This window comes from Agrococcus sp. GW821-FHT14H11, assembly GCF_058803545.1.
Genome location: NZ_JBXAPA010000012.1, coordinates 39,756 through 66,135 on the forward strand (window position 1 = coordinate 39,756; position 26,380 = coordinate 66,135).

The 26,380-nt window shown below is 70.7% G+C and carries 25 protein-coding genes and 1 pseudogene; 11 read left to right on the plus strand and 15 right to left on the minus strand.

Annotated features, from left to right (window positions below; genetic code table 11):
• Nucleotides 1-4: 4 nt before the first annotated feature.
• The 10 genes and pseudogenes from AC1RNL_RS12465 to AC1RNL_RS12510 all read right to left on the minus strand — a co-directional run bounded on the left by AC1RNL_RS12465 (nt 5) and on the right by AC1RNL_RS12510 (nt 9,955).
• On the minus strand, nt 5-1,021 hold the full coding sequence (locus tag AC1RNL_RS12465; protein ID WP_492935417.1) for a tripartite tricarboxylate transporter substrate binding protein: 1,017 nt from the start codon (nt 1,019-1,021) through the stop codon (nt 5-7).
• A gap of 183 nt (nt 1,022-1,204) precedes the next feature.
• Nucleotides 1,205-1,556 (minus strand): annotated as a pseudogene (locus tag AC1RNL_RS12470) (integrase core domain-containing protein); the annotation flags it as partial.
• Nucleotides 1,557-1,752: 196 nt separating this feature from the next.
• Nucleotides 1,753-2,547, minus strand: coding sequence for an alpha/beta fold hydrolase (locus tag AC1RNL_RS12475; protein WP_492935418.1), 795 nt, complete (start codon nt 2,545-2,547; stop codon nt 1,753-1,755).
• Entirely contained in the window at nt 2,544-4,436 is a 1,893-nt protein-coding gene (locus AC1RNL_RS12480; RefSeq protein ID WP_492935419.1) for an alpha/beta fold hydrolase, read from the minus strand. The genes AC1RNL_RS12475 and AC1RNL_RS12480 overlap by 4 nt, the downstream gene beginning before the upstream one ends.
• An 11-nt stretch (nt 4,437-4,447) precedes the next feature.
• Nucleotides 4,448-5,287, minus strand: coding sequence for a cyclase family protein (locus AC1RNL_RS12485; protein ID WP_310122660.1), 840 nt, complete (start codon nt 5,285-5,287; stop codon nt 4,448-4,450).
• On the minus strand, nt 5,284-6,360 hold the full coding sequence (locus AC1RNL_RS12490; RefSeq protein WP_310122662.1) for a branched-chain amino acid ABC transporter permease: 1,077 nt from the start codon (nt 6,358-6,360) through the stop codon (nt 5,284-5,286). The genes AC1RNL_RS12485 and AC1RNL_RS12490 overlap by 4 nt, the downstream gene beginning before the upstream one ends.
• Complete coding sequence (locus tag AC1RNL_RS12495) at nt 6,357-7,202, minus strand: branched-chain amino acid ABC transporter permease (protein WP_492935420.1); 846 nt, start codon at nt 7,200-7,202, stop codon at nt 6,357-6,359. Before AC1RNL_RS12495 ends, AC1RNL_RS12490 begins: the two co-directional genes overlap by 4 nt.
• A gap of 5 nt (nt 7,203-7,207) precedes the next feature.
• Nucleotides 7,208-7,942 (minus strand): ABC transporter ATP-binding protein, encoded by a 735-nt coding sequence (locus AC1RNL_RS12500; protein ID WP_310122668.1) that lies wholly within the window; start codon nt 7,940-7,942, stop codon nt 7,208-7,210.
• A complete protein-coding gene (locus tag AC1RNL_RS12505; protein WP_310122670.1) occupies nt 7,939-8,745 on the minus strand; it encodes an ABC transporter ATP-binding protein in 807 nt (268 codons plus the stop codon). The genes AC1RNL_RS12500 and AC1RNL_RS12505 overlap by 4 nt, the downstream gene beginning before the upstream one ends.
• The gene (locus tag AC1RNL_RS12510; protein ID WP_492935421.1) at nt 8,729-9,955 is read right to left on the minus strand and encodes an ABC transporter substrate-binding protein; all 1,227 of its coding nucleotides are present in this window, start codon (nt 9,953-9,955) and stop codon (nt 8,729-8,731) included. The genes AC1RNL_RS12505 and AC1RNL_RS12510 overlap by 17 nt, the downstream gene beginning before the upstream one ends.
• Before the next feature lie 232 nt (nt 9,956-10,187).
• Here AC1RNL_RS12510 and AC1RNL_RS12515 point away from each other — a divergent pair, with 232 nt between their 5' ends.
• Nucleotides 10,188-10,865 carry a TetR/AcrR family transcriptional regulator gene (locus AC1RNL_RS12515; protein WP_492935422.1) on the plus strand — a complete coding sequence of 226 codons (678 nt, stop codon included), beginning with the start codon at nt 10,188-10,190 and terminating at the stop codon, nt 10,863-10,865.
• Nucleotides 10,866-10,877: 12 nt separating this feature from the next.
• Here AC1RNL_RS12515 and AC1RNL_RS12520 read toward each other — a convergent pair whose 3' ends face one another.
• From AC1RNL_RS12520 to AC1RNL_RS12535, 4 genes are all read right to left on the minus strand, one after another.
• Nucleotides 10,878-11,576, minus strand: coding sequence for an SDR family oxidoreductase (locus AC1RNL_RS12520; RefSeq protein WP_492935423.1), 699 nt, complete (start codon nt 11,574-11,576; stop codon nt 10,878-10,880).
• A 128-nt stretch (nt 11,577-11,704) separates the two neighbouring features.
• Nucleotides 11,705-12,361 (minus strand): TetR/AcrR family transcriptional regulator, encoded by a 657-nt coding sequence (locus AC1RNL_RS12525; RefSeq protein WP_492935424.1) that lies wholly within the window; start codon nt 12,359-12,361, stop codon nt 11,705-11,707.
• A complete protein-coding gene (locus tag AC1RNL_RS12530; protein ID WP_310123930.1) occupies nt 12,358-13,332 on the minus strand; it encodes an NADP-dependent oxidoreductase in 975 nt (324 codons plus the stop codon). Before AC1RNL_RS12530 ends, AC1RNL_RS12525 begins: the two co-directional genes overlap by 4 nt.
• Complete coding sequence (locus AC1RNL_RS12535) at nt 13,329-14,678, minus strand: MmgE/PrpD family protein (protein WP_492935425.1); 1,350 nt, start codon at nt 14,676-14,678, stop codon at nt 13,329-13,331. Before AC1RNL_RS12535 ends, AC1RNL_RS12530 begins: the two co-directional genes overlap by 4 nt.
• A gap of 200 nt (nt 14,679-14,878) precedes the next feature.
• Here AC1RNL_RS12535 and AC1RNL_RS12540 point away from each other — a divergent pair, with 200 nt between their 5' ends.
• The 7 genes from AC1RNL_RS12540 to AC1RNL_RS12570 all read left to right on the plus strand — a co-directional run bounded on the left by AC1RNL_RS12540 (nt 14,879) and on the right by AC1RNL_RS12570 (nt 21,615).
• Nucleotides 14,879-15,784, plus strand: a complete 906-nt coding sequence (locus AC1RNL_RS12540; RefSeq protein WP_492935426.1) for an alpha/beta fold hydrolase — start codon at nt 14,879-14,881, stop codon at nt 15,782-15,784.
• 15 nt (nt 15,785-15,799) lie between these two features.
• Nucleotides 15,800-17,353: a flavin-containing monooxygenase gene (locus AC1RNL_RS12545; protein ID WP_492935427.1), complete on the plus strand. Its 1,554-nt coding sequence runs from the start codon at nt 15,800-15,802 to the stop codon at nt 17,351-17,353.
• Complete coding sequence (locus AC1RNL_RS12550; RefSeq protein ID WP_310122690.1) at nt 17,350-17,631, plus strand: LysR family transcriptional regulator; 282 nt, start codon at nt 17,350-17,352, stop codon at nt 17,629-17,631. The genes AC1RNL_RS12545 and AC1RNL_RS12550 overlap by 4 nt, the downstream gene beginning before the upstream one ends.
• A complete protein-coding gene (locus tag AC1RNL_RS12555) occupies nt 17,628-18,689 on the plus strand; it encodes an Ldh family oxidoreductase (protein WP_492935428.1) in 1,062 nt (353 codons plus the stop codon). The genes AC1RNL_RS12550 and AC1RNL_RS12555 overlap by 4 nt, the downstream gene beginning before the upstream one ends.
• Nucleotides 18,689-19,489 carry a fumarylacetoacetate hydrolase family protein gene (locus AC1RNL_RS12560; RefSeq protein ID WP_492935434.1) on the plus strand — a complete coding sequence of 267 codons (801 nt, stop codon included), beginning with the start codon at nt 18,689-18,691 and terminating at the stop codon, nt 19,487-19,489. The genes AC1RNL_RS12555 and AC1RNL_RS12560 overlap by 1 nt, the downstream gene beginning before the upstream one ends.
• Before the next feature lie 4 nt (nt 19,490-19,493).
• On the plus strand, nt 19,494-20,438 hold the full coding sequence (locus AC1RNL_RS12565) for a C-terminal binding protein (protein WP_492935429.1): 945 nt from the start codon (nt 19,494-19,496) through the stop codon (nt 20,436-20,438).
• 112 nt (nt 20,439-20,550) lie between these two features.
• Entirely contained in the window at nt 20,551-21,615 is a 1,065-nt protein-coding gene (locus AC1RNL_RS12570; RefSeq protein WP_246993101.1) for a Fic family protein, read from the plus strand.
• Between the two features lie 41 nt (nt 21,616-21,656).
• On the opposite strand, the gene AC1RNL_RS12575 is transcribed toward AC1RNL_RS12570, so the two are convergent.
• Complete coding sequence (locus AC1RNL_RS12575; protein WP_128189021.1) at nt 21,657-22,553, minus strand: LysR family transcriptional regulator; 897 nt, start codon at nt 22,551-22,553, stop codon at nt 21,657-21,659.
• A 126-nt stretch (nt 22,554-22,679) separates the two neighbouring features.
• Here AC1RNL_RS12575 and AC1RNL_RS12580 point away from each other — a divergent pair, with 126 nt between their 5' ends.
• From AC1RNL_RS12580 to AC1RNL_RS12590, 3 genes are all read left to right on the plus strand, one after another.
• Nucleotides 22,680-23,840: an iron-containing alcohol dehydrogenase gene (locus AC1RNL_RS12580; protein ID WP_492935430.1), complete on the plus strand. Its 1,161-nt coding sequence runs from the start codon at nt 22,680-22,682 to the stop codon at nt 23,838-23,840.
• An 84-nt stretch (nt 23,841-23,924) separates the two neighbouring features.
• Nucleotides 23,925-25,439, plus strand: coding sequence for a CoA-acylating methylmalonate-semialdehyde dehydrogenase (locus AC1RNL_RS12585; protein WP_492935431.1), 1,515 nt, complete (start codon nt 23,925-23,927; stop codon nt 25,437-25,439).
• Between the two features lie 7 nt (nt 25,440-25,446).
• On the plus strand, nt 25,447-26,349 hold the full coding sequence (locus tag AC1RNL_RS12590; protein ID WP_492935432.1) for an SDR family NAD(P)-dependent oxidoreductase: 903 nt from the start codon (nt 25,447-25,449) through the stop codon (nt 26,347-26,349).
• The last annotated feature ends 31 nt before the right edge of the window (nt 26,350-26,380 follow it).

Below are 26,380 nucleotides of genomic sequence, written 5' to 3' on the forward strand. Positions count from 1 at the left end.
TCGGTCAGCTCGAGAGGATCTCGGTGTAGACCTCCTCGGCCTCCGTGAGGAAGCCGTCGAAGTCCTCGCGGTCCTGGTACTCGGCGGGCACGTAGTTCTCGCCGATCGCCGCGACCGTCTCCTCGTCCTCGAGGCATCCCTCGAGCGCGTCGGAGAGCGTCGTGACGACGTCGTCGGGCGTGCCGGCCGGGGCCGCGAGCGCGTAGATCGTCACCGCGAGGGTGAGGTCCTCGTAGCCGAGCTCGGCGAGCGTCGGCACGTCGGGGAGGTGATCCTGGCGCTCGGGCGACGAGACGGCGAGCGCGTTGAACTCGCCCGACTCGACGCGGTCGACGACGTCCTGCTGGTCGTTCACGAAGATCGCGTCGACGTGGCCGCCGAGCAGGGCCGTGATCGCGCCGGCGCTGCCGTCGAAGGGCACGACCGTGACGGGCACGCCGTACTCCTCGCTGAGGCGCTGCAGCTCGATCGCCTGCGGCGTCGATGCGCCCGAGACGCCGACGTTGATGGTGGTGCCCGACTCGGCGGCCGCGAAGAGCTCCTCGGCGGTCGTGTGCGGGGAGCCCTCGCCGGTGATCATGATCATCGGCGAGTAGGAGATGACGCCCACGGAGGTGATGTCCTCGCGGGAGTAGTCGAGGCCGTTCGCGAGCGGCGAGAGCACGACCATGCCGGGCGAGACGATCGCGATCGTCTGGCCGTCGGCGGGCTTCGAGATCATGTCCTGCAGGCCGACCGCGCCGGAGCCGCCCGTGACGTTCTCGGCGATGACGTTCGTGCCGAGCGTCTCGCTGAGGCACGGTGCGAGCGCGCGCGCCGTGACGTCGGTGGGGCCGCCGGCGGCGTAGGGGATGACGAAGCGCACGTCGCCTGCGGGGAAGGCCGAGCCGCCCTCGCCCTCGGGTGCCTCGGTGGCCCCGCCGCCGCCCGCCGCGCTGCTGCAGCCGGCCAGCAGTGCGATTCCCATGATGGCGCCCGCCGCGATGAGCGACCGGCCGTTCTTGCTGCTCATGCTGCGCATGGCGCTCCTAACTTCGTTGTCAGACACCCTGAGTGTAACTTTCGAGAGTCCACTCTCAAAATCCACTGCCGCGACAGTAGTGGGGTGCGCTCCGCAGCGTCAACCGGCGATGACGAATCTTGATCGTCTCGAACCGGCCCGAGCGGGGTGGGTGGGGACGCGCGCTAGATGTACCCGGTCAGCAGGTTGCAGTCGGCTGACGGGTGGGGGCCGATGGCTGAGTGGGTGCGTTCAGTGTTGTAGCGCTCGAGCCAGGGGGCAAGGGCGGCTGCGCGCTGGTCGTTGCTCGTGAACGGTTGCCGGTAGGCGCATTCGGTCTGCAGGGTGCGGTTGAAGCGTTCGACTTTCCCGTTCTGCCAAGGGCAGTGGGGCCGGATGGACACCTGCCGGGCGCCGAGCTCGGCGACGACGGCGTGGAGCGAGAACCGTAGGCGAGCGCGTTGTCGGTCATCAGCCGCTCGATGCGGGCGATGCCGTGGGTCCCGAAGTAGGCGGCAGCGCGGCGGAGGAAGCCGGCGCAGGTGATGCCCTTCTCGCCATCGCGGCGGCGAGGTGCGCCCGCTTCCAGCCGGCCAGATGCCGGTCGATGATCAGCCGCCTCCCACGCGGCGTCAGTCGGGCGTTAGCGTGAGACACGAGGACCTCCGTTGGTCGGTGCAGCGTCGACAACTCCACTCAACCCGCGGGGGTCCTCCTCACACCAGTGCCACCAACGTCCCGACCGGGTACAGCTAGAGCACTTCGAGCGCCTGTTCGATGAGCCTCGCGACCTGATCTGGGGCCTCGACATGCGGGAAGTGACCTATCTGGGGCAACGAGATCACCTCGACCCGCGCCGCGTGGGTGAGCCGCGATGCAGCGGCATCCACCATTTGGCGCGTGACGACCCAATCTTCAGTCCCGTGGACGAGCGTCACGGGCACCGTGACCAGCGCCATGCGGTCGCGAATATCGCCGTGCGAGTAGGCCGTTAGATCGCCGTGCTGCGCCGGCGCGTTGATGGATCGCACTCCCCATCGGATGAAGTCCCGGCCCGCCGGGTCGGCAGCGGCGCCGACGAGGCTCATGGTGAAGTCCATGTTGGCGTGCGGCAGGCTCACGCGAGGGTCGCACATCATGTCGAGCGACGACTGCGAGATGGTGGGCGTGCGGTCGGCACCTTGCAGCGCGACCGTCGCGACAACCCTCGCGTCGATCGTCGGCATCAATAGCGCGAGGTTGCCCCCCATCGAGCAGCCACAGAAGGCGTAGCGCTCCACGCCTACGGCGTTCGCGAAGTCGCTGATCCAGGCGCCGATCGCCTCGATGTCGTCGAGGCAGCCCGACTCGCCCAACGGCCAGCTGCGACCATGCCCGGGCAGGTCGGGGGCGATCAGCCGGAAGCGTGACGCGAGCTCTTCCATCACGCCGTGCCATTGCCTCCCGTCGCGACCTGCGGTATGGAGCAGGATGACGACAGGGCCCTGGCCCGCCTCTTCGAAATATGTCTTCGAGCCCAGGACATCGACGTACGAGCCGCTGATCATGCGGCCTCTCCTCTCGGCTTGAGCAGCGCCGCGATTGCGGGCATCGCCCACGACGACACGACAGGGTCGGCGCGGACGGCAAGTCTGCCGAGGTGGACGTTCGTCTCCCGTACGAGCGCGTGCTCGCCGGACAGGACCGCGAACCAGGCCTCCGCGGGGCCGGTGATCGTGATGTCGGCATCGCCGATCGGTGCAGCGCGAGCACCCGCCCTCGACAGCGCGAAGCACGCACGGGCGCCCTCGCTCTCGACCGCGATGAGGAGCTCAGGCAGGTGACGTGACTTGTCGCGGACTTCCTCACTGCGAGCGGAGTCCCGGAGCCGATCCTCGAGCAGCGGACCGAAGGGGAGTTGAGGCCTCGCAGGCGCGAGGAACGCCTCGTAAGCGGAAAGCGTCGACTCGATGGCGTCGGCCGACTGTCGCGGATACCAGACCGTCGCGGCGGTGGGCATCACGGTCGCTTCCGGGGCCAGTCGGGGCGCCACTGCCAGAGCACCGGCGAGCATGTCGGCCGGGCCCGCGCAAATGAGTGCCGGGTGTTCGAGCAGCCGCAACCGATCCGCGGTCGGGTACTCGAACGCGGCTCGATAGGTGAGCGGGTACGTTGCACCGCTCTTGAGCAGTCCAAGGGTCCAGTCGTGCAGCATCTCGACCGGCGGCACGCCGATCGCGCGCGCGGCCGCGCGCGACCGCTCGTACCAAGGCCAGAAGAGGAACATGTCGCGTCGGAGCTGCCAGGCGCGCAGCACGTGGTCTCCGAAGTCGGTCGCCGAGATGTCGTGGAAGTAGCGCTGCACGAGCTCGCGCACCTCGGCCGTGTCCATGAGGATGGGCGCCTCGAGGACGAGTCTCCCGATCCGCTCTGGAGCGATGAGGGACATCTCGAGCGCGACGTTAGCGCCGGTGTGCGTGCCCCACACGTCGAAGGAATCGAGATGCAGGGCGTCGGCGAGCTGCAGGAGCGACCGTGCGATCCACGGCACGTCGATCGGGCCCTCGGGCTTGCTCGAGTCGCCATTCCCGAGATAGTCGACCGCGATGGCGGTGCGCGAGCGGGCGAGGCGCTCCGCGACGACCGCGACGGGTTCGGCCGATCCCGGCGCACTCGGCAGAATGAGGACCGCGCGGCCCTCGCCGGTGATCCGGCAGTGGAAAATGCCGCTCGGCGTCATGACGTAGCGCCTGCGCGCGGGCGGCGCGGACGGGACCACGGGAAGCGGCGCGGCATCGATGCTCGCAACCCAACGCGCCGCGGCCTGCTCTCCTTCCCCCCGCCGTGGCGCGGCAGGATTGGCGCCCGACGCCAGCGCACGCCACAGCTCGAGATAGCGCCCGGGATCTCGCGCGGCACTGAGAAACGCCGCCTCGATCGCCTCGACGCTCTCGAGCGGTGCGCCGTGGGCATCGACCCGCGCCCCCGCCCCGAGGAGCGCACTGTCCCGGAGGAAGCTCCACAGCCGCACGAGGTGCGTGCCGTCCGCGCGCACGGTGAGATCGGGCGGCGCGGAGACTCGCTGCGTCCGACCGGGACCCACAAAGACCCCGACGAGCCCCGCGTCCACCGCCGCGGCCTCGATGAGCGCCTCGGCGATCGGGGCGGCGTGGCCGAATGCGACGAGCGGCGCCGCGACCGCTCCGATCTTCCGCCGGGTCTCGACGATCAGCTGGACGAGACGATCGACGCTCAACGCGTCGCCCGCCGGCAGCTCGCTCTCGCCGAATCCGGGCAGCTCGATCCCGATGAACTCCCTGTCCGGCTCGAGTGCCGCGAGCCGCCCAACCGCGGAGCTTGTCGCGGTCGTGAGATCGCTCAGCACGATCGTCGCGGCGCCGGAGCCCGCGCGCCAAAGCCGCACGGACGCGGCTCCCGCGTCGACGAACTCGGGCATCACCCCGGCGCTCACCGCGCCTCCGCCTGGGCGCGCACGAACGCGAGCGGCCGGATCGGCGAACCGGTCGCACCGCGAAGATGCAGCGGCGACGCCGCGAAGAAGAAGCTGTCGATGCCGCGGCCGACGAGCTGCTCGAGGTTCAGCGCTTCGATGATCGAGATTCCTGTCTCGACAAGCAGGTGCACGTGCACGTCGAGCGAGTGGTTGGGCACCTTCTCGAACGAGATCGTGTCGGTGCCGGCCGCGCGGAGCGAGCGCGCGCTGAGCCATCGGCCGCCGTCGAGGGTGACGCCGGGCAGACCCGACATCGCTCCGATGAACGTCTTCGGGTCGTCCCACTTCGCGCCCCAGCCCGTGCGAATGAGCACGATCTCCCCGGCCTTGGGCTGCTCGCGCTCCGAGAACCACGCGTCGAGGAGCTCCGCCGTCGCGCCGTCGTCGGGCGTGAGCGGTCGGCCCAGGAGCAGCGGCAGATCGACGAGGTGCGCGACGGCGAACATCGGGCTCAACGTGTGCACGGAGTGCCAGCCCATCCCCTCTCCATACGACTGCGCGGGAATGATGTCGACGTCGTGCAGCATCCGCCCGTCGCGTGCGACGTGCGAGAAGCCGTCAACGTGCGTGCCGACGTGGCCGCTCGTTGTGATCATCTCTGCCGCGCCGGAGACGCCGCCCGGGTAGACCACGTCGCCGTGCTTCTTCGTGAGCGTGAAGCTGTAGGGCGGATGGGCAGGGTGATGTGGGATGCCGGTGTACATCGGCTGCGAGAGGTCGACTAGCTCGTAGTCCCCGGGCGGAGGGAAGGCCACCGGCATCCGCCACGAGAGCCGCTCCTCGTGCTCGTTCATTCGCGTACCTCCGCCAGCTCCTGCTCATGGTCCGGCGCGTCGCCTCGCACCGGGCCTTCCTCGGCCGCGCGCCGCCGCCGCTCGGCGAGACGCTCGCGGATTGAGGTCGCAATGCCGGCCAGGCCTCCTGGCCACAGCACGAGCACGACCGTGAGGACGATGCCGAGGACTATGTCGTCGCCGTGCGCGCCGAGAGAAAAGAGCTGCTGCTGCAGCACCAGGATCGCGGTCCCAATGATGGGTCCCAGCAGCTGTCGCCTGCCAGGCAGGATGATCGCCGTCAACATCAGCAGCAGGAAGTACGGCTCAAAGAGATTGAGGCTCACGTAGGACCGCAGGTAGGCATACAGCCAACCAGCGATCGCCGAGACGGGTGCCGAGATGACGAACACCATGAGGCGCGTGCGACCGGCGTCGATCCCGAGCGATGCCGCGAGCGGTCGATTGGACTGCACCATCGTCGCCGAGACGCCGAGCCGCGAGCGGCGGAAGCGCGAGACGAAGAAGACGACGAGGGCGAGGCACGCGAACGCGATCGGCCAGATCTGCTCCGGCGTCAGTGCGACATAGCTGCCACCGAACGCCGGCAGCTCCATCGGAGGAATGCTGACGATCCCGTCCGTGCCACCGAGGAAGGGTGTGTTGGCCACCACGGTCAGTGCGATGAACGCCGATCCGTACGTCACCAGTGAGAAGACGAACGCGCTCGTCCGGAGCGTGAAGAGCCCGACGATGAGGGCGAGGACCACGGTCAGCACGAGCGAAGCGCCCAGAGTCGCCAGCGTCGAGAAGCCCCACTTCGTCGCGGCGATCGCCGTGATGTAGGCACCGGCCGCGAAGAAGAGCGTGTGCCCCAAGCTCACCTCGCCGAGATAGGACAGCACGAAATCGGCGCCGTAAGCCATGATCGCGAAGATCGCAACGAGCACCAGCGTCTCGTAGGCGAGCGAGCCGCCGCCGAAGACGCTCGGCAGCAAGTAGGCGACCGCGCCGATCGCGACGTAGAGCAGCCAACGGGCGCGCAGCAGCGCGAGCGCCGCCGCGCCGCGCGAGACGTTCTTCGTTGCGGTCATCGGACCCCGACCTCCTGTCGGCGAGCGACCAGGAATACGATCACGACTGCGAACGCAGCCGCCATGGCATACCCGGCGACCCAAATCTGGCTGATGAGCGCCACGAACAGGCCGAGCCCGATCGCGGCGATGAAGTTGCCCCAAATCCGCCCGATGCCGCCGATCACGACGACCGCGAAGGTGATGATCACCTCTTGGAAGCCGATGGACGTCAAGATGGGCCCGCGGGGCGTGAGCGCCCATCCGGACACCATCGCGGCCGCGACGGAGAAGCCGAGGACGCCGGCGTAGATCCACATCGGATTGATCCCGTAGAGCGTCGCCAGCGGCGGATCCTCGGAGACGGCACGGACGTAGGCGCCAGCCCTCGTGCGCTTCAGGACGAACCAGACCGCCACGTACATGACGACCGCGAGCACGATGATGAGCGCATCCTGGTGCGGCAGTCGCGAGTCACCGAAGGCAATCTGGCCACCGGCCAGCGGACTCGGCACGATCTGCGGGTTGTCGCCGAAGACGATGCCGGCAAGGCCGCTGAAAGCGAAGCCGATCGCGAGGGTCGCGAGCATGATGCTGACGAGGTTCCGCTCGGCGATGAGCCGCGCGAGCACGAATTGCATGAGCGCGCCGATGATGACTCCGCCGAGGATGATGAGCGGCAGCGCCGAGTAGTACGGGATGCCCAGTTGCGCGACGAGCCACCAGGTGGTGAAGCCGCCGAGCATGTAGAGCTGACCGGTGGCGAAGTTGACGAGGCGCGCAGCACCCAACAGCACCGTCCAGCCGATCGCCAGCAGCGCATAGCCCGCGCCGAGCGCGACCCCATCGACCAGCAGATCCATGAGCCTCATGCGTGGGTACCCCCCAGGTAGACGGCGCTGATGCGCGGATCATCGGCGAGTTCGGCGGCGGGCCCTTGCACCACGGTCCTTCCGCGCTCGATGAGGTGCAGCTCGTCGGCGACGGCGAGCGCGGCACGCACGTTCTGCTCGACGAGCAGCACGGCGAGCCCAGTCGTGTCGACGAGCCGCCGCACGCTCCGAAGGAGCTCCTCGACGATCTTCGGCGCGAGCCCGACGGATGGCTCATCGAGGATGAGCACCTGCGGTGCGCCGCGGAGCGCCCGGGCCACGGCGACCATCTGCCGCTCACCGCCCGAGAGGCTGCCCGTGATCTGCCCCTGGCGCTCGCCCAGGTTTGGGAAGATCTCGAAGATCTCGTCGAGCTCGTACGCCCGCCTGGCTGCGTCCTTCGGGGGTCGAGCGAGCGTGAGGTTCTCCTTGACGGTCATCTGGGCGAACGCCCCCAGTCCCTCCGGTACGAGCGTGACGCCGAGCCGGGCTCGCGCGTGCGCCGAGAGGCCGGAGATGTCGCGACCGGCGAGTTCGACGCGGCCGGTGACCGTCGGCGTGCCACGGGACCAGCCCGCGACGGCGCCGACGAAAGTGCTCTTGCCGGCGCCGTTGCCGCCCGCTACCGCGACGAGCTCCCCCTCGCGGATGCGCATCGACATGCCGTCGACCGCCCGGTTGCCGCCGTAGCGCACCGTGACCTCGCTGGCGACGAGCACGTCGCGGCTCATGCCGCGGTCCCGAGGTAGGCCTCGAGTACGTGAGGGTCCGCCTGCACGTGCTGAGGGGTGCCGGCAGCGATCGTCCTACCGCGGTCGAGCACGATCACCTCGTCCGCCACTGCCATCAGCAAGTCCATGTGGTGCTCGATGAGCACGACGGCGACTCCTTCGTCCCGCAGGTCATGCAGCACGTGCTGCAGGTGCTCGAGGTCCTCGCCGCCCACGCCCGCGGCCGGCTCGTCGAGCAGGAGCGCCCGCGCCCCCTCGCCATAGGCGAGCGCGATCGACATCGTGCGCTGCAGGCCGTAGGGCAGCTTGTCAGGATTCGAGCCGAAGAAGCGCGAGGCGATGCCGAAGCGCTCAAGCAGTGCCGCGGCCTGGTCCCGGGTGTCGGAGCGCTTGCGCGCCTCGATCCACGGCGCGACGAGCGACGTTCCGAGCCCCACCTCCCGCGTGAGCACGAGCGATGACGTCGCGTTCTCGAGCACGTCGAGCTCGACGAAGAACGAGTTCTGCTGGAACGTGCGACGGAGGCCCGCGCGCGCGAGCCGCTGGTTGTGCCACCGGCTCACGTCCTGGCCGTCGAGCACGATGCGGCCGCTCGCCTTCGGCACCGATGCCGTCATGCCGGCAAAGGTGCTCGACTTGCCTGCGCCATTGGGGCCGATGAGGCCGAGGATGCGGCCCGCGTCAGCCGTGCAGGCAAAGGACTCGAGCGCAGTGTACGCGCCGTATCGGATCGTGAGGTCCTCAACCCTCAGAACGGGCGACGCGGCCGCGCCGCCCGTCCTTGCGTCAGTCAGCGGCGCCAACCTGCCACACCCCTTCCGGGATCTCGATCGGCTGCACGGGAACCGGCTGACCGTCCTCGATGCGGTAGATCTGCACCGTCGCGGTCATCTGGCCCTGCTCGGTGACGGTCACGTCGCCGAGGATCGTGTTCTCGAACGACCCGCCCTTGATCGCGTCCGCGACCGCGGCCGCCTCGGTGGTGTCGATCTCCTCGACGGTCTGCGCCCAGAGGATGAGCGATTGCGCCGTCACCGCGGCCCAGCGGTTGGGTGCCTCGCCGCCGCGCAGCTCGGAATAACCCTCTGAGAGAGCGACGTTCGCCTCGTATGACGTGAACGGCTCGTTCGACGGGTAGTAGATGTCGGCCGAGATCCAGCCCTCGGCAGACTCCCCCGCGAGCTCGATCGTCTCCGGGAACACCGTGCCGAATCCGGCCATCAGTTGAGAGTCGAGTTCGGCGGCCGTGAGCTGCTGCATGAGCACGACCTGCCCGGTGAGAGCCTGAGAGGCGAAGGTGATGGCGACGTCCGGGTCGGCGGCCTTGACGTTGCCGACGGCCGTGCGGAAGTCAGTGTCCCCCGTCTCGAACTGCGCCGACTCGACGATCTCCACGCCGCCAATCGACTCGAGCTCCGACTCGAATTGGGCGAGGGCGTCCTGGCCGTAGGCGCTGTTCTCCCAGAGGATGCCGACGGTCTCGGCGCCGGAGTCGGCGATGTAGCGGGCGGCAGAGTAGCCGGCGACCTCGCTGTTGGTGTTGATGCGCAGCGCGTTCGGGTCGGCGTCGCCGAACATCTGCGACGTCTGCGAGCCCGCGACGAAGTACAGCATGTTGGCGCGTGCCGCGATGGGCTGGACTGCGAGCGTCACGGCGCTCGCGTACCCGCCCAGGACCGCGTCGACGTCGTCTCGGACGAACTCGTTCATCGCCGTGACGCCGATCTCGGGGGTCGACTGGTCATCCTTGAAGATCAACTCGATCTCGCGGCCGTTGACGCCGCCCTGCTCGTTGATGATGTCGGCCTGCACCATAATGCCGTCGCGCATCGCCTCACCGACGGCCGAGAGCGCGCCGGTCGTGGGGACGAGCACCCCGACGCGGTACGGGCCGCTATCGTCGCCGGTGTCCGAACCGGCGGTCGGGCTCCCCTCCGTGGTATTCGCGCAAGCCGAGAGGGCGAGAGCCCCGACTGCAATGGCGGCAAGCCCAATACGGGTGCGACGACGCATGAGATCTCCTTCGATCCTGGCGCTCCGGGCCACGCGATGCGGCATAACCGAAGTGCACTATCACTTGGGACCTCAACCTAAGGAGCGCGTGAGTGCGGTGTCAATGCGCATCGCGGCCCGATAAAGACGCCTGATCACTGCGCCGCCGACCTCACGGCTTGTCGCGCGGCTAGTGTCGTCGGAACGGCGCCGCTGACCGGAGCGCTGCCGATTCCGCGCGAGAGGGGGCAGGATGAACACAGGCGCTCCTCCTGCGGGCCGACCGGTCGGCCGTCGTGGTCGGGCGAAACTGCTGCGGCAGCAGCAGATCGCGGAGGCCGCCGCCCGTCTCCTGCTGACCCACTCTTTCGAAGAGATCACGACGAAGGCTGTGGCGGCTGAGGCCGGCATGGGTGAGGCGACGCTGTTCCGCCACATCGGCTCGAAGCACGAGCTGCTGACGATCGTCTACGGCGACCAGCTCGATGCCGAGCTCAACCGCATCGAGGAGGAAGACTCGCGCATGGTCGCCCAGCGCCGAGCCGATACGCCGACTGCGGCGTTTTTCATCGAGCGCGTCCTGAACGCCTACCGTTTGCGATGCGCGTTCTACCTCATCAACCCGGCGAACGCTTCGCTCTACCTGCGCGAGGGCTTCAAGCCCGGCACGGAGAGCGCGCGCCACATCTCACAGGGCGACCGTACTATCCGACTTGTCGCGCAGATCCTGCGGGAAGGTCAGGACGTCGGCACGTTGACCGGAATCGTCGACCCGCTCGTCGTCGCGCAGAACTGCCACGGCACGTACATGCACGAGATCGACCGGACGCCCGTTCGCGGCTTCGACCCGGCCACCATATGGGAGAGACTCGAGGTGCGATTGCGCGCACAGCTCGAGCCCCTCGCCGCGCCGCGGAGTCAGACCTCCTGACCCGCGTCGCCGTCAGACGGTGACGAGCCCCACGGTCTTGCCGCCGCAGACGTAGAGCGTCTGGCCGGTCGTGAACCCGGCGCGCGAGTCGAGGAATCCCGCGACCGCATGGGCGATGTCCTCGGGTTGTCCCATTCGGCGCACCGGGATCGAGTCGATGATCTGCTGCGTCGCGGGCGCCCCGGGCGGGTTGGCCTGGGAGAACAATGGGGTCTCGATCGGACCCGGGCCGATCGCGTTGACCGTGATGCTGTGCGCGCCGAGCTCCAGCGCCCACGTGCGCGTTGCGCCGAGGAGGCCGGCCTTCGTCGCGGCGTACGTCGTGCGGCCCTCCTTGCCGAGCGCCGCACGAGAGGCGATGTTCACGATGCGACCGAAGCCGGCCGCCTTCATGCCCGGCAGCAGCGCTTGCACGGCGAGGAGCGCAGACTGCAGGTTGACCCGCACCACCCGGTCGAGCTGGTCGAGCGTCACGTCCTCGATCGCGGCGACGTCGATCATGCCGACGTTGTTGACGAGCCGAGTGATCGGGCCATCGGCGAGCGCCTCCTCGAGGGCCTTGCGCGTCGAGTCCGGATCACCGAGGTCGGCCGCGATATCACCGTCGCGCAGATCGATCGTGATGGGCTCCCAGCCCTCGGCGCGGCAGCGCTCGGCAGTCGCCGCCCCGATGCCTCTGCCGCCGCCCGTGATGAGCACTCGCTCCGCCATGACCGCTCCTTTGCGTCTTCTTCCCTGGAAGTAGTGAGAGCGTACTTCGGTTACTGCGACGTCGACAAGGACTCGTGAGCGTCGAACCGCGCCCGATCGGCAGGACTCATCGGCACCGCCGCGGGCGGTCAGCGTCCGGCGAGCGGGACAAGCGGGTTCAGTTGCGCGTCGAGCCTGGGCCCGACGCGGTCCCAGATCGCATCCGGGTCGAAACCTCGTACGGGCGTGCGGTCGATCTCGTGCATGTAGATCGCGTGGCAATTCTGAGCCACCAGCAAGGGGTGGGGGCGTAGGTCGAGGACGCCGTTGGCCTGCCCCGTGTCGATGATCGACGCGACGAGGCGAATGGTGCGGTCACCCTGAGCAATGTTGCGAGAGGCCGGCCCGTGCTCGGGGCGGAAGCCCTCCCGCAGGTACCGCGCGGAGTTCTCGGGATTGCGGCGGTAGAACGCGCACCGCTCGAAGTAAATGGCGCGCACCCGCAGGACGCAGTGATCACCCGTCACGTGGGTACCATTCGCGGCGACGAATGATGCATCGCGCTCCTCGATGCGATCGAGGACGGCGTCGAGTTCGTCTCCGTAGACCATGTGCAGCAGGTCGCTCTTCCCCGAGACGTAGCGGAAGAGCGTCGCCTCGCCCACGCCGGCGAGTTGCGCGACCTCCCGCATGGTGATCTCATCGAGCTGCTTCGACGCCATGAGCGATGCGGCGGCCGCCCGGATGGCATCGCGTTTGCGTTGCTTCCCCCGTTGTCGCGCGGACATCTCCGACGCTGTGGTCACCGCTCTTCCTCCTCAAGCCGAGCACCATCCGCGCCCCGCCAGGGCCGCAGGACGATCTTCCCGTCGAGTCCGCCACGCTCGCCCGCGCGATGCGCGTCGGCCGCGGCGATGAGCGGCAGCTCGAGCGCGACGCGAGGCTTGAGCCGGCCTTCCGCGACAAGCGATGCGAGCCGCGCCATGCCGCGCTCCGACGGCTCGACCACGATGCGGCGAAGCGCGACGCCGCTTGCAGCTGCCTCTGCCTGGACCGCAGCCGACGTCCTTGGGATCAGCGAGACGAGCGTTCCCCCTGCGCTGCACCAAGCCAGCAGCGCAGCCGTGCGATCGCCGCCGAACGGATCGATGACCACCGCGTGAAGGGAGGGCGCAGACGGGATGCCGCTGGGCGCGGCCCCGACAACGCTCGCCCCCAGCGCGGCAAGGTCGGAGAGCCGCTCGGGTCGGGCGCATGCCGTGACGGCGGCCCCGAGCGCGACGGCGATCTGCACTGCGAGTCGCCCGACCCCTCCGGCGGCCCCGCACACCAGCACGGATTGGCCCGCCCGGACCCGTCCGGCGTCCTCGAGCGCCTGTAGCGCCGTCAGTCCCGCGAGCGGCAGAGATGCAGCCTCTGCGAAGCCCATACCGTCCGGGATCCGGGTGAGCTGGCGGGCCGGCGCGGCTACCAGCTGCGCATAGGCCTGGGCGGGCAATGGGAAGCGCGGCATGCCGAAGACGCGGTCACCGATTTCGAGCGTGTGCGAGCCGTCAGCGACGGCCTCGACCACGCCGGCGAGATCGAAGCCGAGGATTGCCGGATCCCTCCACAGCCGGCGACCCCCGGTGGCGCGCGACTTCCAATCCGTTGGGTTGACGCCCGCGGCCTCGACCCGCACGAGCACCTCGCCAGGGAGCAGTTCGGGTACCGGCACGTCGACGATCTGCAGCACCTCGGGCGCTCCCCAAGCGGTCGCGGCGACCGCCTGCATCATGCGCTGCACAGAGTCCCCCAAGGCGGGACGTCACCGAGCGCGTCGATGAGCCGCGCCACGCCGCCCGGCTCGTCCAAGCCGTCGACGAGCGCCGGCAGTCGCTCTGCCACGTCCGGCACGATGCCCGCCCGTGGCAGCAACTCGCTCGCCAACTGAGCCTGGCGGTCGGGATCCACGTCGACCTTCGATGTGGCATCGCGGAGTCGTCGGCCGTTCCTGAGCTCGATCGTGACCTCGGCGCCATGCCCGCCTGTCGTCGGCATGCCGCCCACGACCTCGATTCGGCCGCGAAGACGCTGAACCGCCGCGCTCCCAGGGTGCAGCGCGTTGACGTCGACCCTCCCCTCCGCGAGCGCGACCGCCACACCTTGCCGGGCATCCATCATCGCCTGGGGCCACGAGGTCGGCGCGTGCTCGACAGCGATACCGGGGTAAGCGGCGTCCTCGTCGGCGAGCCGCACGACGACCCGCTGGATGTCGTCATCCTGCAGGCCCGGCTCCCCTTCGCGGAGCCGGATCGCCACGTCCACGGCTGCCTGGTTGATCGCGCACACCGGGTGGGCTTTGAGCAGGACCTGCTCGATCACAGACTCACCCCGGAGCGCTCGAGCGAGGGACCGCGCGGTGATCGGCGCGGCGCCGAGCGCGTTCAACAGCCCGGATCGACCCTCGAGGACAGTCAGAGCGCCGCGCGTGCCCGCTTCCGCCCACAGTGCCGATTCCAGGCCGTCGCGCGCCGCGGCGGCGGTCTGCAAGCGCCATTCGTCGGTGCCCGCTAGCCAGACCTCGGTGAGGCCCGCCGCGCGGTTCGTCGCGAGTGCGATCGCGTTGGCGGAGCTCGCCTCATCGAACCCGAGCACGACAGCGACGGCGCTCGCGGCCGCGATCGGGCCGACGATCCCAGTCGACCGCAGCCCCCGCGACCGCATCCCGGAGAGCAGCTCCGTGCCGAGCACGCCGCCAATCTGGTAGCCGGTCGCGATGGCCGCGAGCAGTCGCCCGCCGTCGACGTTGCGGGGAGCGATCGCGAGACACGCCGGAGTGACCGCGCTGCCGAGGTGCGAGACCGAGGGTGGGTGCTCGTCGTGCTGCGCCCTCGCACCCATGCGGAGCGATGTGGCGAAGGCAAGGTCGGTCGGCGTAGTCGGGGACGCAGCCCAGGGCAGGGCGCGGTCCGGCTGCACGCCCGGCAGCGGCATGCCAGTCGCCGCGAGGCCGACAGTGAGGTTGTGGAGGAGTGCGACCTTCGTCGCGCGCCGGACGCTCGGTGGAAGCGGCTCGGCAGCGGACCTAGCGACGTACTCGCTCAGTGCCGCGATGAGGGTGCGCTCCATCGACTCGGCCATCTCGGCACCGATCCCGTCTGTGTCGCAAGGCTGTAGTGCGGGAGCGGCGACGCGCGACCCTGCACGATGCTAAGGATGCGCGATGAGAGCGCGCAATCAGTTTGCCGTATTGGCATGACCGCATCGGCCGTGTAGCCTCCGAGAGAACACATTTTGATAGTGCGCTATCAGAATCCAGATCACGATGGAGTGAGGTGGCGATGGTCACGAAGCAGGACGCCGAGCAGCAGACGCGCAGCGCCTGGCACGCCGACGGCACGCTGCGAGAGCCGCTGCTGGTCACGCCCAGCGGGCACGTGCAGCACGCGGGGCGGTCGATCCCGATCTACGACAGCGGCAACGAGACGACGGCCCCGACGATCGTGCTCGTGCACGGCAGCTCGGGCACCGCGCGAGGCAGCTTCTGGGCGGTCTACCCGATCCTCAGCTTCACGCGGCGCGTCGTCGCGTTCGACCTGCAGCTGCCCACGGACGACGCCGAGCTCACGCTCGCCGACGCGGTCGACCAGCTCCGCGCCGTCGTCGAGCACGCCGCGGCCGACGGCCCCGTCGCGCTCGTCGGCTACTCGTTCGGCGCCGTCGTCGCCGCCGCGTTCGCATCCGAGCGGCCCGATGCGCTCGCCTCGCTCTCGCTCGTCGCGGGCTGGTCGAAGACCGACCGGCACCAGCTGCTGCGCAACGACCTGTGGCAGCGCCTGCAGGAGGACCCCGAGGCCCTCAGCCGCTACACGCTGCTCATGGCCTACTCGGCGGGCTTCGTCGTCGGCCGCAACGAGCGCGACTGGCGCGAGCTGCAGCAGGCGGTCGCATCGCGGCCCTTCCCGGCCCAGATCATGCGCCTCAACCGCGACATCGACATCGCCTCGGGCCTCAGCCGCATCGAGGTGCCGACGCTCGTCGTCGGCTGCACGCACGACGCGATGGTGCCGCTGCACCACTCGCGCATGCTGTTCGGCGCCGTCTCCGACGCGCGCTACCTCGAGATCGAGAGCGGCCACGCCGTCACCGTCGAGCGCCCGGCGCAGCTCGCCGTCGCCATCGACGACTTCACCCTCGACCCGCACGAGCACCCCGCGGGCGCCATCGTCCCCGTCGACCACGCCTGAGAGCAGGAGCGCACCATGCAGACCGCATCCACCACGGCGAGCACCGCCCAGCCGTCCACGACCCACCACCGCATCGCCATCATCGGCTCGGGCTTCGCCGGCCTCGGCCTCGCCATCCAGCTGCGGCGCCGCGGCGAGCACGACTTCGTCGTGCTCGAGCGCGCGGGCGACGTCGGCGGCACCTGGCGCGACAACACCTACCCGGGCGCCGCGTGCGACATCCAGTCGCACCTCTACTCCTACTCGTTCCGCCCCAACCCCGACTGGTCGCGCGTCTACGCCTCCCAGCCCGAGATCCACGCGTACCTGCGCGAGGCGGCCATCGACGAGGGCGTCATGCCGCACATCACGTTCGACGCCGAGCTGCTCGAGTCGACCTGGCGCCCCGAGCAGCAGCACTGGTTGCTCGAGACGACCGCCGGCCGCTTCAGCGCCGACATCGTGGTGAGCGCCGCCGGCCACCTCTCCGACCCGAAGCTGCCGAGCATCCCCGGCCTCGAGCGCTTCGAGCGGCCGATGTTCCACTCGGCGCAGTGGGACCACTCGTTCGACGCGACGGGCAAGCGCGTCGGCGTGATCGGCTCGGGCGCCTCCGGCATCCAGATCGTGCCCGAGCTCGCGAAGACCGCCGAGCAGCTGACGGTCTTCCAGCGCTCGGCGCCGTACATCATCCCGCGCGTCGACCACGAGTACACCGACGCGCAGAAGGCGATGTTCCGCCGCATGCCCGAGACGGCGCAGGCGCTCCGCGACGAGCTGTTCTGGGGCAACGAGGCGCGCTTCCCGCAGCGCCGCGGCATCGCCGACTTCATCGCCAAGATCGAGGCGACCGCGCTCGACCACCTCGCCGCGCAGGTGCCCGAGGGCGAGCTGCGCGACAAGCTGACGCCCGACTACCTCATCGGCTGCAAGCGCATCCTGATCTCGAACGAGTACTACCCGACGTTCCTGCGCGAGAGCGTCGCGCTCGAGACGGGCCGCATCGTCGAGGTCACCGAGCGCGGCATCGTCACGGCCACCGCCGACGGCGGCACGGTCGAGCACGAGCTCGACGCGCTCGTGCTCGCGACGGGCTTCGAGGCATCCGACCTGCCCATCACGCACCGCATCTTCGACGCCGACGGCCGCTCGATGGCCGACGCCTGGACGCGGGGCGGGGCGGCCTACGCCTGCAGCACGGTCGCTGGCTACCCCAACCTCTTCATCATGAACGGGCCCAACTCGGGCCTCGGGGCCGGCTCGATCATCTACATCGTCGAGTCGCAGATCCAGTACATCCTCGGCGCGCTCGACTTCCTCGACGGCACCGGTGCGTCGACGCTCGAGATCACCCAGGAGGCGCAGGACCGCTTCGTCGACTCGGTCGACGCGCGCGCGGCCGACACCGTGTGGCTGAACGGCGGCTGCCACAGCTGGTACGTCGACGAGCGCTTCGGCCGGCTGACGACGGTGTGGCCCGACTTCATGCACAAGTTCCGCCGCGAGAGCGGCCGGTTCCGCCCCGACGAGTACCTCGTCGACGGCGAGCCGGCCGAGGTCGCGCGCTCGCTCGAGGGGGTCTCGGCGTGAACGGGCTGAGCCTGTGGCGCCTGCAGTGCTTCGCCGCGCTCGCGCAGGAGCTGCACTTCGGCCGCGCCGCGTCGGTGCTGTTCATCACGCAGCCGGCGCTCTCGCTGCAGATCAAGCAGCTCGAGATCGCCCTCGGGTGCGAGCTCGTCGAGCGCGCCCGGCAGGTGCGGCTCACCGACGACGGCCGGCGCCTGCTCCCCTACGCCGAGCACGTGCTCGCAGCCGCCGACGAGTTCGCGGCGGCCGCGGCGCGCGGCGGCAGGCTGCGCGCCGCATGACGGCGGCAGCACGGCCGGTCGCGCCCGAGCGCCTGCAGCGCGCGGTGCGCGACATCCTCGTGGCGGGCGGATGCGTCGAGGCGGTCGCCGAGGCGGTGGCCGACGGCCTCGTCGACGCCGACCGCCACGGCGTCGCCTCGCACGGCGTCTCCCGCCTCGGCATCTACCTCGAGCGGCTGCGCAGCGGCGCCGTGCGCGGCGACGACGCGGTGACCGTGGAGCGCGAGTGGGAGACCGGCGCGATCCTCGATGCCGATCACGGCTTCGGCGCCTGGTCGGCTGCCCGCGCGGTCGACCTCTGCATCGAGAAGGCGCGCTCGGCCGGGATGGCCGTCGTCGTGACGCGGAGCGCCGACCACTTCGGGCGGGCCGGTGCCTTCAGCAGCCGCATGGCCGAGGCGGGGCTCGTCGCGATCGTGGCCGCCAACACCGCGCCGCTCATGCCCGCCGTCGGCGGCGCCGAAGCGGTGCTCGGCAACAACCCGCTCTCGATCGCCGCCCCGGGCGGCGAGGCGCCGCACGTCGCCGACATGGCGCTCTCCGCCGTCGCGCTCGGCAAGATCATCGAGGCCGAGCGCGCGGGAGCCGAGATCCCGCCGACGTGGGCGACGGACGCCGACGGCGCGCCGACCACCGACCCGTCGGCGGCGCGCGCAGGACTGCTGCTGCCGGCCGCGGGAGCCAAGGGCTTCGGCCTCGCGTTCTTCATCGAGGTGCTCACGGGCGTGCTCGGCGGCGGCGCGATCGCCGGCGAGGTGCGCAGCCTCTACAAGCAGCGCGACGAGCCGAACGACTGCTCGCACGTGTTCGTCGGCATCGACGCGTCGCGGTTCGAGGCCGGGGAGACCGTCGCCGAGCGCACCGACCGGCTGGCCGACCGCATCCGCCGGAGCCCGCGGGCACCGGGCGTCGACGCGGTCTATGCGCCCGGCGACCTGGAGCGCGCCGCCGCGGCGCGCACCGCGGAGGCGATCCCGCTCGCGGCCGCGACGGCCGACGAGGTCGAGGCGCTCGCCGCCGCGGCCGGCGTCGCCTCGCCGTTCGAGGCCGGCACGTGATGCTGCAGCGCGTGCGCGCGGAGGACGGCCGCGACCTGCTCGTGCGGCGCGACGCCGGAGGGCTCTCGGTGCTCGGCGACTGGGACGGCGGGCGCGTGCTCGAGGCCGTGCCGGCGCCGACCGGCGAGGTGCTCGACGAAGCCGCAACCCAGCCGCTGCCGTTCGTGCGCGAGACGGCGAAGATCCTCTGCGTGGGGCTCAACTACCGCCCGCACATCGAGGAGATGGGGCGCGAGGCGCCGACGCATCCGACCCTCTTCGCAAAGTTCGTCGACTCCTGCATCGGGCCGGTCGACGACATCGCGCGGCCGGCCGACGTCGACCAGCTCGACTGGGAGGGCGAGATCGCCCTCGTCGTCGGCGCGCATGTGCGCGACGAGCCGCGCGAGACCGCGTCCTACGCCGTGCTCGGCGTGCTCGCGCTCAACGACGTCACCTCGCGCGGCCACCAGTACCGCACCACGCAGTGGCTGCAGGGGAAGGCGCTCGACAGCCTGACGCCCGTGGGGTCGATCGTCGCGCCGCTGCGCGGCGACCTCGAGATCACGACGCGCGTCGACGGCGAGGTCGTGCAGCACGGCAGCATCGACGAGCTCGTCTTCGGGCCCGCGGACCTCGTCGCCTACGCCTCCGCCCTCGTGCGGCTGCGCCCCGGCGACATCATCGCCACGGGCACGCCCGGCGGCGTCGGCCACGGCATGCAGCCGCCCCGCCACCTCGAGCCCGGGCAGCTGCTCGAGACGGAGCTCGCGGGTGTCGAGACGCTGCGCAACCGCGTCGTCGGCGCGGGCGGGGCATGACCCGGTGACGCCCGCCCCCGGCACGCTGCTCGTCGCCCCGCACCAGTTCCCCGACCTCGCCCGTGAGGAGGCCCTCGCGGCGGAGCTCGGGGTCCAGCTCGTCGCCGCCCCGGATGCCGCGGCCTTCGCGGCCTCGCTGCCCGAGGCCGCGGTCGTCATGGTGACGCCCTACGTGCGGCTCGAGCGGCACGACCTCGAGCGGATGCCCGGGTGCCTCGGCGTCGTGCGCTACGGCATCGGCTACGACAACATCGACGTCGCCGCCGCGGCCGAGCTCGGGGTGCCCGTCTCGATCGTGCCCGACGCGTCGTCGGAGGAGGTCGCCTCCCACGCCCTCACCCTCGGGCTCATGCTGAGCCGGCGCATCCCCCAGGGCCAGGCCGCCATCGCCCGCGGCGCCTGGGCGAGCGCCGTGCCGTTCGACAGCCCGGTGCTCAGCCGCCTGCGGGTCGGCGTGATCGGCATGGGGCGCATCGGGCGGCGGGTGGCGACCTGGTGGCGCGACCTCGGTGCCGACGTGCGCGCGCACGACCCGGTCGCCGCGTTCGACGCGGTGCCGGCCGCCGACGTCGACGAGCTCATCGACACCTCCGACGTGCTGTCGCTGCACGTGCCGCTCACCGACGCGACGCGGCACCTGCTCTCGGCCGACGCGATCGCGCGCATGCCGCGCGGGGCCGTCATCGTCAACGTCTCCCGCGGCGGCCTGGTCGACGAGCTCGCGCTCGCCGACGCGCTGCGCAGCGGCCACCTCGGCGGCGCGGGGCTCGACGTCTTCGAGCACGAGCCGCTCGCGACCGACCACCCGCTGCGCTCGGCGCCGAACGCGGTGCTCACGCCGCACTCGGCGTGGAAGTCGCGCAGCTCGCTCGACGCCCTGCAGGCCGGCGCCGTCGCGCGGGCGCGGCGGCTGCTGCAGGGCGAGGATCCGCCCGACCGGGTCGCGTAGCGGCCGGGCCGCTGTCCCCAGCACCTGTCGACGTCGCGAACATTTCCGGCGAACGTGTTAACTTCTTGGCTGTTTGGGTAACACATTCGACCGAAGTGTTGAGGAAGCCGACATGTCATCGTGGACCCCGCACGAACCGTACAACGACCTGCCGCCACGTCCGCGCCCTGTCCAGCCTCCCAGCACGCTGCTGCTCGAGGCGGCAAGCGCACTGGGGCGCGCGGATGAGGCAGCTCGCTCCATTCCGAATCCGGGCGTGCTCGCGGCCGTCGTTCCGATCTTGGAGGCGCAGGCCTCTTCGGCCATCGAGAACATCGTCACCACCAGCGATGAGCTCCTGCGCGAGGCCGCGGGAGTCGGAACTCCGACTCCCGCAACCACCGAAGCCCTGCGGGCACGAAGCGCACTGATCGTAGGCGTGGACGCACTCCGTGCTCGGCCCGTCTCCCCCGCGGTGGCGACCCTCGTCGCCGATGAGCTCATGGGTCATTCGATGCAGTTCCGGCGGGGAGGTGGCGTCTACATCGGTCGTCCAGACGGAACGCGCGTCTACACGCCCCCAGAGGGCCACGAGCGGATCGCCTCACTGCTCGATGAGTGGGCGACCTACGTGCACGATGCATCGGTCGACCCGCTCACTCGGATGGCGCTCAGCCACTACCAGTTCGAGGCGATCCACCCGTTCCACGACGGCAACGGGCGAACGGGCCGCATCCTGAACCAACTTCTGCTCATCGAGAGCGGCCTGATCGAGCAGCCCGTGCTCTATCTGTCCGGCATGATCAACCACCGGCGGCGCGACTACTACGAGCGCCTGCTCGCCGTCACCGCAGAGGACGCATGGGAGCCGTGGCTCGAATTCATGCTGCTCGCGGTTCGCGATGGCTCCCACTGGTCGCTCGAGAGAGCCGTTCGCGTTCGCGCTGCCTTCACGACGGCCGCCGAAGAGATCGATCGTGTCCTGCCGAACGGGGTGAGCACGAAATTCGTCGACGTCCTCTTCCGCAACGCCTACGTCACCATCCGTGACGTCGTGGAGGCTTGCGGCGTCACGCGCCAGACCGCTTCGAACTGGCTTCATCGGCTGAGCGATAGCGGCCTGATGACGGAACTGCCATCAGGCCGCACGAAGGCGTTCGTGAATCGGCCGTTCCTCGCTGCACTCGTCCAGGACTGATCGTGCTCACAGGAACGCGGACCGATCAGGCCTGAACCGGGTCACACCGTCGCCCTCGACAGGTGCGGGTGCTCGGCGACGAGCGACCGGATGGCGTCGGTGATGACGCGCACCCGCAGGAGCTCGGTGAGGTCGCGCGGCACGACGAGCCAGTAGGTGCGGCGGATGCGCAGCTCCTCCGGGAGCACGCCCACGAGCTCGGGGTCGGCGCCGCCGATGTAGGTCGGCAGGAGCGCGACGCCGAGGCCCGCGCGCGCGGCGCTGTGCTGGCCGGTGATGTTGTTGGTCTGCAGCCGCGCGTGGGCGCGCGGCAGCAGCTCGTCGAGGATGCGCAGGGGCGCCACGTCGAGCAGCGCCTCGACGTACCAGATGAGGTCGTGGTCGCGCCGCAGCTCCTCGACCGTGGCCGGGGTGCCGTGGCGCTCGAGGTAGGCGCGCGAGGCGTAGCAGCGCAGCTCGTAGTCGGCGAGGTGCTGCACGGCCGCGGCGCGCGGCGACGGCCGCTCGAGCGTGACGGCGACGTCGAAGTCGCGCGCCGTGATGAGGTCGTGGCTCGTCGCGGTGATCACCTCGACCGAGAGGCCCGGATGCGCGTCGAGCAGCGGCCGCAGCCCCGGCACGAGCACGTTGGCGCCGAAGCCGTCGGGCGCGAGCAGGCGCGCGGTGCCGCTGAGGTCCCCCGCGCGCGAGACGACCGCCTCGAGCGCCCGCGCCATGCTCGACTCGACCGCCTCCGCGTGCGGCAAGACGAGCCGCGCGGGCTCGGTGATGCGCCAGCCCTGCGGCGTGCGGTCGAACATGCGCACCCCGAGCTCCTGCTCGAGGCGGCTGATGCGCCGCGACACCGTCGTCTCGTCGACCTGCAGGCGGGCGGCGGCGTCGCGCAGCCGGCCCGTGCGGGCCACCTCGAGCAGGTAGCGCAGGTTCTCGGCGTCCATGCATCCATTCTGCACTTCTGCAGTCGAGTCTGCGCGTTTGGGCGTTGACGCCTGCATCCGCGCATCCCAGGCTGGGAGCATCCATCCCCGTCCTGCGGGGCCGAGAACCACGAAGGCGTGCACCCGGTGAGCATCGACATCAACACTCCCCCGATCCTCCGATTCGGCGCGGGCAGCGTCGACAGCATCGGCGAGCTGCTCGCCTCCTCGGGCGCCGCGCGGCCGATCGTCGTCACCGACCGCTTCCTCGTCTCCACCGGCGTCGCGGCCCGGGTGGCGGAGTCGCTGGCGGCGTCGGGCATGGAGGCGGCGGTCTACGACGGCACGATCCCCGACCCCACCACCGACTCGCTCGAGTCGGGCCTCGCCGCGATCCGCGAGCACGGCGCCGACAGCATCGTCGCGCTCGGCGGCGGCAGCCCCATCGACACCGCGAAGGCCCTCTCGGTGCTCGCCGTGCGCGGCGGGCACATGCGCGAGCTCAAGGCGCCGTTCCAGTTCATGGGGCCGGCGCTGCCGGTGATCGCCGTGCCCACCACGGCCGGCACGGGCTCCGAGGTGACGCAGTTCACGATCATCACCGACAGCGCGAACAACGAGAAGATGCTGTGCGCGGGCCCCGGCTACCTGCCGAAGGCCGCGGTCGTCGACTACGAGCTGACGCTCTCGATGCCGCCGCGCCTCACCGCCGACACCGGCATCGACGCGCTCACCCACGCGATCGAGGCGTACGTGAGCCGCAAGGCCAACCCGGTCTCCGACGTGTACGCGCTCGCGGCGATCTCGCGCATCGGCCGCTACCTGCGCCGCGCCTACCGCGACGGCGACGACCGCGAGGCGCGCGAGGAGATGATGACGGCGGCGACGCTCGCCGGCATGGCGTTCTCGAACGCATCCGTCGCCCTCGTGCACGGCATGAGCCGGCCGCTCGGCGGGCACTTCCAGATCGCGCACGGCATGGCCAACGCGATGCTGTTCGCCGAGATCACCGCCTTCTCGGTCGGGCACGCCGTGGAGCGCTACGCGACGTGCGCGCGCACGCTCGGCGTCGCATCCGCCGACGGCGACGACCAGGCGGCCGCCGACGCGCTCGTCGCCGAGCTGCGCACGCTCGCCCACGAGGTCGAGGTGCCGACGCCCGCGAGCCGCGGCATCGAGCAGGCGCTCTGGGAGGAGCGCGTGCCGGTGATGGCGCAGCAGGCGCTCGCCTCGGGCTCGCCCAACAACAACCCCCGCGTGCCGACCGCCGAGCAGGTCGAGCAGCTGTACCGCGCGATCTACGCGTGACTCCCGCTGGTTGAGCCGGTCCGTGCGCGAAGCGCGCAGACCGAGTCGAAACCACCCACGACCCCAACGCAACCAGGAGCATCCATGAGCATCACCGAAGAGACCACCGAGACGACGACCGTCCACCACTGGATCGACGGCCGCCCCCACGAGAGCGCCGGCGACCGCACGGCGCCCGTCTACGACCCAGCGCTCGGCGTCGTCACGAAGCACGTCTCGCTCGCCGACGACGCCGACGTGCGCGCGGCGATCGCGTCGGCGTCGGCGGCGTTCCCCGCCTGGCGCGACCTGTCGATCGCGAAGCGGCAGGCGATCATGTTCCGCTTCCGCGAGCTGCTCAACGAGCGCCGCGGCGAGCTGGCTGAGATCATCACGAGCGAGCACGGCAAGGTGCTGGCGGATGCGGGCGGCGAGATCGCGCGCGGCCTCGAGGTCGTCGAGCTCGCGACCGCGTTCCCGAACCTGCTGAAGGGCGCGTACTCCGAGAACGCCTCGACCGGCGTCGACGTCTTCTCCGTCAAGCAGCCGCTCGGCGTCGTGGGCATCATCAGCCCGTTCAACTTCCCCGCGATGGTGCCGCTGTGGTTCTTCCCGGTCGCGCTCGCCGCCGGCAACACGGTGGTGCTGAAGCCGAGCGAGAAGGATCCGTCGGCCGCGATGTGGATGGCCGCGCTCCTCAAGGAGGCCGGGCTGCCCGACGGCGTGCTCAACGTGCTGCACGGCGACAAGGTCGCCGTCGACGGGCTGCTCACGGCACCCGAGGTGCAGGCGATCTCGTTCGTCGGCTCGACGCCGATCGCGCAGTACATCTACGAGACCTCGGCCAAGCACGGCAAGCGCGTGCAGGCGCTCGGCGGCGCGAAGAACCACATGCTCGTGCTGCCCGACGCCGACCTCGACCTCGTCGCGGACGCGGCGGTCAACGCCGGCTTCGGCTCGGCGGGCGAGCGCTGCATGGCCGTCTCGGTCGTGCTCGCGATCGACTCGGTCGCCGACGCCCTCATCGAGAAGGTGCAGGAGCGCGTCGCGACCCTGCGCATCGGCGACGGCCGCCGCGGCACCGACATGGGCCCGCTCATCACCGAGGCGCACCGCGACAAGGTCGCCGGCTACATCGGCATCGCCGAGGCCGACGGCGCCGAGGTCGTCATCGACGGCCGCGGCATCGAGGTCGACGGCGAGGCGGACGGCTTCTGGCTCGGCCCGACGCTGCTCGACAAGGTGCCCACCACGTCGAAGGCCTACGAGGAGGAGATCTTCGGCCCGGTGCTCTCGATCGTGCGCATCCAGTCGTTCGAGGAGGGCGTCGAGCTCATCAACTCGGGCGCGTTCGGCAACGGCACGGCGATCTTCACGAACGACGGCGGCGCCGCCCGCCGCTTCCAGCGCGAGATCCAGGTCGGCATGGTCGGCGTCAACGTGCCGATCCCGGTGCCCGTGGCCTACCACTCGTTCGGCGGCTGGAAGCAGTCGCTCTTCGGCTCGTCGAAGGCCTACGGCGCCGCCGGCTTCGACTTCTTCTCGCGCGAGAAGGCCATCACGCAGCGCTGGCTCGACCCGAGCCACGGCGGCCTCAACCTCGGCTTCCCCGAGAACTGAGCCGCGGATGCGTCGCGAGCAGCTGCGCGGGCGGGGTGCGGTCGTCACCGGCGGTGGCGGCGGCATCGGACGCTCGATCGCGATGGCGCTCGCCGGCTCGGGGATGGATGTCGTCGTCGCCGACGTCGACATGGCGGCGGCCGAGCGCGTGCGCGACGAGGTGCGCGCGCTCGGCCGTCGCGCCGTGGCCGTGCGCTGCGACGTGTCGCAGCTCGCCGAGGTGGAGGCGCTGGCGGATGCGGCGCACCGCGAGCTCGGCGACATCGCGGTGCTCGTGAACAACGCGGGCGTCACGTGGCGGCCCTACCGGGCGAGCTGGGATGCGTCGGTCGACGACTTCGCGTGGATCATGGGCGTGAACTTCTGGGGCGCGCTGCACGGCCACCGGGCGTTCGTGCCGCGCATGGCCGCGTCGCCGCTGCCGTCGCACATCGTGAACACCTCGTCGGCGGCGACGCTGCGGCCGGTGCCCGGCCACGCGGCGTACACCGCGTCGAAGGCGGCGATCGACGGCTTCTCGATGGCGGTGCGCGCCGAGTACGAGGCGGCAGGCCTCGACATCGGCGTCACGCTCCTCTACCCCGGTCCCGTGCACACCGGCTTCGCCGGCAGCGAGCGGCTGCGGCCCGAGGCCGAGCGCGCCGAGACGCGCGGCGTCGTGCCGTGGTCGAGCTACACCGACGGGGCTCCGATGCGGGCGGGTGCCGAGGCGCCCGGCGCGATCGACCCCGACACGGTCGGCCCGCTCGTGCTCGACGCGATCGAGCACGACCGCCCCTACGTCATGACGCACCCCGTGCCGCCCTACGTCGCCGAGCGCGCCCGCCAGCTGGCGGAGGCGGCGCCCCCGGCCCCGCCCCCGCTCCCGCTGGATAGTTCTATGTCTCGGGATGCGCAAGATCGGTTCTGAGGTTGCGGAAGATCTCTCGGACGATAGCTCG

Coding starts and splice junctions, on each gene's coding strand:
- AC1RNL_RS12465 (WP_492935417.1), bottom strand. CDS start 1,021: ATGCGCAGCATGAGCAGCAAGAACGGCCGGTCGCTCATCGCGGCGGGC.
- AC1RNL_RS12475 (WP_492935418.1), bottom strand. CDS start 2,547: ATGATCAGCGGCTCGTACGTCGATGTCCTGGGCTCGAAGACATATTTC.
- AC1RNL_RS12480 (WP_492935419.1), bottom strand. CDS start 4,436: ATGCCCGAGTTCGTCGACGCGGGAGCCGCGTCCGTGCGGCTTTGGCGC.
- AC1RNL_RS12485 (WP_310122660.1), bottom strand. CDS start 5,287: ATGAACGAGCACGAGGAGCGGCTCTCGTGGCGGATGCCGGTGGCCTTC.
- AC1RNL_RS12490 (WP_310122662.1), bottom strand. CDS start 6,360: ATGACCGCAACGAAGAACGTCTCGCGCGGCGCGGCGGCGCTCGCGCTG.
- AC1RNL_RS12495 (WP_492935420.1), bottom strand. CDS start 7,202: ATGGATCTGCTGGTCGATGGGGTCGCGCTCGGCGCGGGCTATGCGCTG.
- AC1RNL_RS12500 (WP_310122668.1), bottom strand. CDS start 7,942: ATGAGCCGCGACGTGCTCGTCGCCAGCGAGGTCACGGTGCGCTACGGC.
- AC1RNL_RS12510 (WP_492935421.1), bottom strand. CDS start 9,955: ATGCGTCGTCGCACCCGTATTGGGCTTGCCGCCATTGCAGTCGGGGCT.
- AC1RNL_RS12515 (WP_492935422.1), top strand. CDS start 10,188: ATGAACACAGGCGCTCCTCCTGCGGGCCGACCGGTCGGCCGTCGTGGT.
- AC1RNL_RS12520 (WP_492935423.1), bottom strand. CDS start 11,576: ATGGCGGAGCGAGTGCTCATCACGGGCGGCGGCAGAGGCATCGGGGCG.
- AC1RNL_RS12530 (WP_310123930.1), bottom strand. CDS start 13,332: ATGATGCAGGCGGTCGCCGCGACCGCTTGGGGAGCGCCCGAGGTGCTG.
- AC1RNL_RS12535 (WP_492935425.1), bottom strand. CDS start 14,678: ATGGCCGAGTCGATGGAGCGCACCCTCATCGCGGCACTGAGCGAGTAC.
- AC1RNL_RS12540 (WP_492935426.1), top strand. CDS start 14,879: ATGGTCACGAAGCAGGACGCCGAGCAGCAGACGCGCAGCGCCTGGCAC.
- AC1RNL_RS12545 (WP_492935427.1), top strand. CDS start 15,800: ATGCAGACCGCATCCACCACGGCGAGCACCGCCCAGCCGTCCACGACC.
- AC1RNL_RS12555 (WP_492935428.1), top strand. CDS start 17,628: ATGACGGCGGCAGCACGGCCGGTCGCGCCCGAGCGCCTGCAGCGCGCG.
- AC1RNL_RS12560 (WP_492935434.1), top strand. CDS start 18,689: ATGCTGCAGCGCGTGCGCGCGGAGGACGGCCGCGACCTGCTCGTGCGG.
- AC1RNL_RS12570 (WP_246993101.1), top strand. CDS start 20,551: ATGTCATCGTGGACCCCGCACGAACCGTACAACGACCTGCCGCCACGT.
- AC1RNL_RS12575 (WP_128189021.1), bottom strand. CDS start 22,553: ATGGACGCCGAGAACCTGCGCTACCTGCTCGAGGTGGCCCGCACGGGC.
- AC1RNL_RS12585 (WP_492935431.1), top strand. CDS start 23,925: ATGAGCATCACCGAAGAGACCACCGAGACGACGACCGTCCACCACTGG.
- AC1RNL_RS12590 (WP_492935432.1), top strand. CDS start 25,447: ATGCGTCGCGAGCAGCTGCGCGGGCGGGGTGCGGTCGTCACCGGCGGT.